This is a genomic window from Actinoplanes sp. ATCC 53533 (assembly GCF_003947245.1).
Genome location: NZ_QHHV01000006.1, coordinates 276,565 through 283,570, shown reverse-complemented (window position 1 = coordinate 283,570; position 7,006 = coordinate 276,565). Strand labels below are relative to the sequence as shown.

The window sequence follows — 7,006 nt, the reverse complement described above, 5'->3', positions numbered from 1 at the left end:
TCGGCCTGTTCGGCTTGCTCGGCCTGTTCGGCTTGCCCGGCTGGCCCGGCTTGCTCGATCTGCTCGACCGGCCCGGCCGGCTCGACCGGCCCGGCCGGCTCGACCGGCCCGGCCGGCTCGACCGGCCCGGCCGGCTCGACCGGCCCGGCCTGTTCGGCTTGCCCGGCTGGCCCGGCCTGTTCGAGCTCCTCGGCTTGTGCGACCGGCCCGGCCTGTTCTGCCTGCACGGCCTGCTCGACTGCTTCGGAGTGCTCGACCGGTCTGGCGCGCGTTCCCTGGCTGGTCTGTGGGTCGCGGTTTTGTGCCGGCTGGCGCGCCGCACGAGAAGGTGGCGGCACAGGCGCCGGCGGGGGATCTGCCGCGCCGGGTCGGTCGGTTTCGAGGCTGGTGGGCTTGATCTGGAGATCTTCCGGCCAGCAGCCCGCCTGCTGTTCGCGGACGTGTCGCAGCCGCTCGGCGTGACGACGTTGTAGACCCCATGCGCGGCGTCGTTCATGATCGCGGCGAAACTCGTCACGGCTCGCCGAATAATTGCGGGCCTTCGTTCGGTCGCGTAGGCCCGCGAGTTCGGCCCGGGAAAACAATTGGAGTTGCCCCATGCCACCAATTATTCCGGACACGGGCCAAGATCACAGGCCCCTATCAACGGCGGGCGATACCAATTTCATGACCAGCGTCACACCCGTGAGAATTGGGTGGCAAAGGTGATCCAGAAAGGCATGTCATCGGTCCTGCCGCGATCTGGGCGCGACGCCGTGTGACGGCGAGCGGGCGCTCCCGACGTTCGCGGGCGCTCCCGACGTTCGCGGGTGCTCCCGACGTTCGCGGGTGCTCCCGACGTTCGCGGGTGCTCCCGACGTTCGCGGGTGCTCCCGACGTTCGCGGGTGCTCCCGACGTTCGCGGGCGCGTCCGCGTGCGGGGCCGGGGCCGGGGTGCGGGGGCGGTGCGGGGTCCGGTGTGAGTGCGGACGGTGGCCTCGGTGACCGGGTACCTGATCGGTTGGTGAGTTTGATCGTCGAGTTGTTCGTGGCGCGTGATGGCGCCGCTGTGCTCAGTGACGCTGGGAGCGGGCCAGGGTGAGGGCTTCGCGTCGGCGACCTACGGCAGATTTTCGCCGGCTGGTCCACGTTCGAGGAGTGGGAGAGCATTCTGACGTGCCGTAGCGTCGAGGGGCTCGTTGCCGGCCGTGGCCCGAACGTTGTTGCCGGCGGGGTTGGCTTGCCTGGTGCTCTGGCCGTTTCGCTGGATCTCACGAGGGCGTTGGCCGTCGCTGATGGGCACCGGCTCGACAGTGCTGCCGAGCGGTGGGTCGAACTGCGTGCCGAGGACGGTGAGGTCATCGACGACGAAGTGGCCCAGGAGATTGTCCACCACGTGGCGGCGCTGGCCGTCGGGGCAGTACGGACCGGGATGTCGCTCTTCTGCTGGATCTGTTGACCTCTATGGCTCAGGTAGTTCGCCGTCCGTTTCCCGATGAACGTGGAAGATCTCGTCCAGTGTGGCCCACGGGGAAGTGACTCGGTTCGGCGAGAGCGCCTCGGTGCGTACACCGAGGGCAGTGGCCGGGCTACCGGACGTCGGGAACCACGCGCGCGCCCAGTCCGTTGGCGGTTTGGCCACGGCGTCGCCTGTCGAGGACATCGCTCAATTGTGCCGCTCAAGATCGATCTCACACTCAGGCCGCCACGACGACCTCGGTCGCGGTCGCTGTGGGATCCGCACCTGAAGTTTTTTGACCATCGCGGCCGGCATCGAGTTCCGTGGGCCGCCGTGGACGCCGCCTGGATCTGCCGAACGCTTCACCGGCGAAACCGTCTACGCCAGCACCGACTTCCGCTTCCACCAGGCTGAACCAGCAGAACTGGCGTCCTGGATGCGTGGCCACCGGGCCTTCGAAACAAGGTCCATCGGGTTCGCGACGTCATCTACGACGAAGACCGATCCCAGATCCGCACCGGTAGCGGACCCCAGTCATGGCGGCTCTGCGCGCCGCCGCCAACCGCCACCACCGGGCAGACGCGACGATCCTGGGGGTCGGTCCCGGCTGGGCCGGAGACTGTTTCGGTATGGTCGGCGGATGCCAGTCGACCTGCGCCCCGCCACCGAGAACGACGTTGCCGCGATCGCGACGATCTGGGAGTCCGGGTGGCGCGACGGGCACCTTGGCAATGTGCCCGACGAACTTGCCGCCCTCCGCACCCCCGACACCTTCCGTGACCGGGCCGCCGGGCGGGTCGCGGACACGACCGTGGCTGTGATCGACACCCAGGTCGCCGGGTTCGTGATGGTTGTCGGCGATGAGGTGGAACAGGTTTATGTGGCCGCCGCTCATCGGGGCGGCGGCGTCTCCGGCACACTGCTCGCCGAGGCGGAGCGGCTCGTCGCGAGTGGCGGGCACCCGGTGGCCTGGCTCGCCGTGGTGCCCGGCAACGCCCGCGCCCGCCGGTTCTACGAGCGTAATGGCTGGACCGACGACGGTGGTTTCCTTCACGAGGCACCAGACGCCGGCCGCACCGTCATGGTGCCGTGTCTCCGCTACGTGAAACAAATCGCATGATCCGGCGCGACGGAGAGCTGCCGGTTGCACGGCTGGCAGGATGTCCGGCGTGACGTACCAGGTGCGGCCGCTGGGGCCGGGGGATCAGCAGCTCGCGTGGGAGCTCGGGAGCCTCGCGTTCGGATACCGCGAGCAGCCCATGCCGGAGGGCTGGACCTCTGACTCCGCGGGCCGGCGTACGCTCGGCGTTTTTGACCCGGCCGGGCGGATGGTCGCCAAGGCGGTGGACCGCGAGCAGGGCCAGTGGTTCGGCGGCCGGGTCGTGCCGACCAGCGGTGTCGCGGGCGTCGCGGCCGCGGCCGAGTCGCGCGGGCGCGGCCTGGGTCGGCTGGTGCTGACCCGGCTGCTGCAGGGAGCCCGGGAACGGGGCGCGGTGATCAGCACCCTGTTCGACACCACCCCGATGCCGTACCGGGCACTGGGCTGGGAGGAGGTCGGCGCGCTGGTCTACTACAGGGTGCCGAGCCGGGTGCTGGCCGAGATTCGCTTCGATGCCAGGACCACGTTGCGGCCGGCGACCACGGCCGACATCCCCGCCGTCCATGAGATCTACCGCGAGGTGGCGCGGGCGGGCACCGGCATGATGGAACGTTCCGGGCCGGCCTTCGGGGCGACCGCCACGCAGCTGCTGGCCGACTACCACGGCTTCACCGTCGCCGTCGACGACACTGGCACCATCGTCGGCTACGCGAGCTGGGACCGCGGTCCCGGCTACGACTCGAACGGCAAGCTCAGCGTGGACGACCTGATCGGACTGACGCCCGAGGCGACGCGCACGCTGCTGGCGATGCTCGGCGGCTGGGCCAGCGTCGCGCCGACCACGCTGATCCGGCTGGGCGCCGCCGATCCGGTCTGGTCGCTGCTGGCACGGAGCGACGCCAAGCCCGAGTCCACGCAGCCGTGGATGCTGCGCGTCGTCGACGCACCCGGCGCGGTCGCCGCCCGTGGCTGGCCGCGGCATCTGACCGGCGAGGTCGACCTGGAGCTCACCGATGACGTCTGCCCGTGGCACCAGGGCCGCCATCGGCTGGTGCTCTCCGGCGGGACCGGCCGGCTGGAGCCGGGCGGCGCGGGCACCGTCCGGCTGACACCGCGGGGCCTGGCCTCCTGGTACGCGGGCGCGGCGACGCCTCAGCAGCTTCGCCGCAGCGGATTCCTGACCGGCGGCGACGCCGGCACCGACGAGCTGCTGCGCACCGCGACCGCCGGCCCCGAGCCGACACTGCACGACTACTTCTGAGCTCCCGCGGAGAGATCACAGCTCCGCATCACGGGGCTGTGATATAGGGTCGTCACCCAGCGGGAAGGCGGGTCGGACGCGGGCTACCTCGGTGCGTTTGTGGTCGGTCTTGACCGACATCGTGCGCGAAGCCGTTGGTCTGGCCGTTTCCCGCTCTCACCGCGTTGGTGAACGACGATCCGCTGTCCGCCGCGATCGACGCCGTCTACCACGCCGCCGTGGCCCACGGCGACGACCGCGACCGCTTCCTCGCCGAGGCTCACAGCAGCCTCGGATGATCCGGATCTCCAGCGCCCGGCCGTGCCGGCGACATGGAACCCGGCTCCTGTCCGACATCCGGATTCGCCGATGCGAGGGCACTCCAGGACGGGGTGTGACACCGAGCGAATGCAGTCGGTCCTGCAGGTCGGTCATCAGCCGACCTTCGATCGCCGCACCCCTACACTCGCGAGGTGAGCTACGGGACTTTCGCACGGCAGGTGCGGGACAGTTCGTTGCCGGACGGTGTGCGGCTCGCCGCGTTCAAGGGTTGTCTGGAGCGCTACTGCCCGATCGGGTACGAGGCATCGTTCCGCTACCTCAAGCTGTCCGTCGGCCCCTTCGAGCGCGATCCTGATGCGCTGCTTCGAGCCCTGGTGATGCTGACCGCCAGCCGCGACCTGTGGCTCGTCGCCCAGGCCGCGTACGCGGAGAACCGGCGCACCGCCAAACGTTCCGGCCGGCGGACGCCCGCGAAGAACGAGCCGCAGCCCGGCGGGCACTGGCTGTGGCTCGGCGCGGAGCGCGCCGCGGCGTTGTTCGCCCTCGAGCACGAGTACAGCCGCCGCGGAGCCCCGGAAGCCAGCCTGGGATCGCTGGTCGAACGCACCCTGACAACTCGCGGCGTGCTGGACGCGGCCGACCGCACCCTCCTCGATCAGTTGCGGGCGGACGTCGACCACTACCGCACCCGTGGCTTCGACTGGGAGAAGCCCGACTGGCAAAGCTGGCACCGGTCGTCGGACGCTCTACGCCTGCTCGCTCACGTCCGCAACGCGGCCTACGCGCGCAACTGACAAACCCAGCCTGGTCCGGCAGCCACTCGCTCCGACCCCGCCGGGTAAGCCCTGCGGGCGCAACTGACAAGCCCAGCCTGGTCCGGCAGCCACTCACCCCGCCGGGTAGGCCCTGCGGGCGCTAAGCTGCCGCCCGTGGTGAGGGCTGTCCGCGCGATCGCGTTGCTGTCGCTGGTCGCCGGCTGCGATGCCGGCGGCGGCGCCGTCGTGCGGGCGGACCCCACGCCGGTCTCCTCATCGGTGGCGGCCGCCGTCGATCTCCGGACGCTGGAACGGTGGTCGTACTGGCGGATGACCCGCGGGGACGGGCTGGGTGATCCCGACCCTCCGGCCTGCGGCGCCGACCCCGGGTCGCAGCTGTGGTTTCTGGCCGCTCACGATACGACCCGATCAGATCGGCACTACGACTGCGCGATGCCCAGCGGGCGGGCTCTGCTGGTGGTGGCTCTGTCCATCACCAGTGCCGACAAGCCGCTCTGCGAACAGGGCCTCACGCGGGCGGTCGGCGGCAGCGCCGTAGCCGCGTTCGACGGCGACCCGGTGCCGCTGAGCGTGACGCGGATCGAGGAACCGGCCGCGCCGGGAGCCGTGTGGACGTGCGATGAGCTGATCTGGGGCACGGTTCCGCCGATGACCGCCGGCCGGCACCGCATTGTCCTGACGTACACCGACGACGTGGCCCCGGCCGCCTCGGCCACCGTGGATGTCACCGCGCAATAGTTCGGTGACCGGGTGTCGGACGGGGCGGATTCCGTCGCCGGTCCTCTATGCGATCGCAGCGCGCCGCATCGGCGCACATCGTGCTCCACGGAGGATCTGTGAGCCCTGTACCTCAACGTGTCATCGCGGTCGTCGCGGCGACCGTCCTGCTTGTCCTGCCCGCTTCCGCTGCCGGGGCCGCGCCGGCCAACCATCGGCCGGCCACCCCGGCGTCGCTGGCTGTCGGCGGTGTCGCCTGCGCTGCCGGCGGCGTGCTGGTCGGCACGACCACCCCGCAGATCGCCGCCGACTTCGCCGACCCCGACCTGGGTACGGGCACGGGCGAGACGCTGACCCCGACGTTCGCGGTCTGGCCGGTCGGCAAGCCGGCGCAGCGCACCGAGTGGACCGCACCGACGCTGACCCAACCGGGGAGGGTGCTCACGAAACTGCCGGCCACCCTCGTCGACGGTGCCCGTTATCGCCTGACCGCCCGCGCCACCGACGCCAGCGGCACCACGTCGGCCTGGGCATCCCTGTGCGGCTTCGCCGTCGACACGACCGTGCCACACCGACCGGTGGTGACGTCCGCCGACTACCCGGAGAACGAGAGCGCCGGCGGCGTCGGCATCACCGGCGGGTTCACGTTCGCGGTGGCCGGCGGGGACAAGGACGTCGCGAAGTTCCGCTATTCGTCGAGCGACGGCGGCTTGCTCGAGGTTCCGGTGGGCGGCGACGGCCGAGCCACAGTCGAGATCACCCCGGCGAGGATCGGGACCAACGTCCTCACCGTCCAGGCGATCGATCACACCGGCAACCGTTCGGCCGAGACGACGTACTCCTTCTCGGTCATCGACCACGAGCCCAAGGTCATCCAGGAGAACCCGGACGCCGGGATCGGTGAGCCGCGAACCATCCGATTCTGGAGCGCCGTCCCCGGCACGGCGTCGTTCACCTACCAGCTCAACGATAGCCCGGCGGCGACCGTCACCGCGGACGCCGACGGCTCGGCCACCGTGACCGTCACACCGGACCGACGCGGTGACAACCCGCTCACCGTTTCCAGCCGCACGGCGAGCGGCGTCGTCTCTCCCCAGGTCACCGTCAACCTCTATGTGGCCGTGCGGATCCCGCAACCGGTGATCAGCTCGCCGGACTTCCCCGAGGACGGCACCCCGCCGCCGACGGCCGGACGCGAGGTGACGATCGTCCTCCGTACGGACTCACCGGAGGTCACCGAGTTGGTCTGGTCCGCCGACTTCGGCGAGACCCAGCAGACCGTGGCCGCCGATCAGAACGGCAACGCGACGGTTCGCTACACGACGCCGGACTGGGCCCTGTATCTGGAGATCCAAGCCCGCGCCCGCACCGCGGACGGCCTCGAATCGAGCACAGCCTATGCCGGGTGGGAGCTGACTCCGGCGGACACACCGGCACGGTGACCGATCGCTGCG

Annotated in this window: 6 protein-coding genes and 1 pseudogene; 6 read left to right on the top strand and 1 reads right to left on the bottom strand. The window is 70.6% G+C overall.

Translation table 11 applies throughout. The annotated features are described in order from the left end of the window. Nucleotides 1-599 (bottom strand): annotated as a pseudogene (locus tag DMB66_RS63425) (hypothetical protein); the annotation flags it as partial. A 662-nt stretch (nucleotides 600-1,261) separates the two neighbouring features. Here DMB66_RS63425 and DMB66_RS60965 point away from each other — a divergent pair. The 6 genes from DMB66_RS60965 (at nucleotide 1,262) to DMB66_RS02430 (ending at nucleotide 6,994) form a co-directional block, all read left to right on the top strand. After that, complete coding sequence (locus DMB66_RS60965) at nucleotides 1,262-1,438, top strand: hypothetical protein (protein ID WP_158647117.1); 177 nt, start codon at nucleotides 1,262-1,264, stop codon at nucleotides 1,436-1,438. Nucleotides 1,439-2,078: 640 nt separating this feature from the next. Next, nucleotides 2,079-2,558: a GNAT family N-acetyltransferase gene (locus tag DMB66_RS02450; RefSeq protein ID WP_125802310.1), complete on the top strand. Its 480-nt coding sequence runs from the start codon at nucleotides 2,079-2,081 to the stop codon at nucleotides 2,556-2,558. 49 nt (nucleotides 2,559-2,607) lie between these two features. Beyond that, the gene (gene eis, locus DMB66_RS02445; RefSeq protein ID WP_158647116.1) at nucleotides 2,608-3,798 is read left to right on the top strand and encodes an enhanced intracellular survival protein Eis; all 1,191 of its coding nucleotides are present in this window, start codon (nucleotides 2,608-2,610) and stop codon (nucleotides 3,796-3,798) included. 452 nt (nucleotides 3,799-4,250) lie between these two features. After that, nucleotides 4,251-4,853, top strand: coding sequence for a hypothetical protein (locus DMB66_RS02440; protein WP_125802308.1), 603 nt, complete (start codon nucleotides 4,251-4,253; stop codon nucleotides 4,851-4,853). Between the two features lie 135 nt (nucleotides 4,854-4,988). Then, nucleotides 4,989-5,573: a hypothetical protein gene (locus DMB66_RS02435; RefSeq protein ID WP_125802307.1), complete on the top strand. Its 585-nt coding sequence runs from the start codon at nucleotides 4,989-4,991 to the stop codon at nucleotides 5,571-5,573. Nucleotides 5,574-5,671: 98 nt separating this feature from the next. Continuing rightward, entirely contained in the window at nucleotides 5,672-6,994 is a 1,323-nt protein-coding gene (locus DMB66_RS02430; protein WP_125802306.1) for a hypothetical protein, read from the top strand. Nucleotides 6,995-7,006 lie beyond the last annotated feature (12 nt).

Coding starts and splice junctions, on each gene's coding strand:
- DMB66_RS02450 (WP_125802310.1), top strand. CDS start 2,079: ATGCCAGTCGACCTGCGCCCCGCCACCGAGAACGACGTTGCCGCGATC.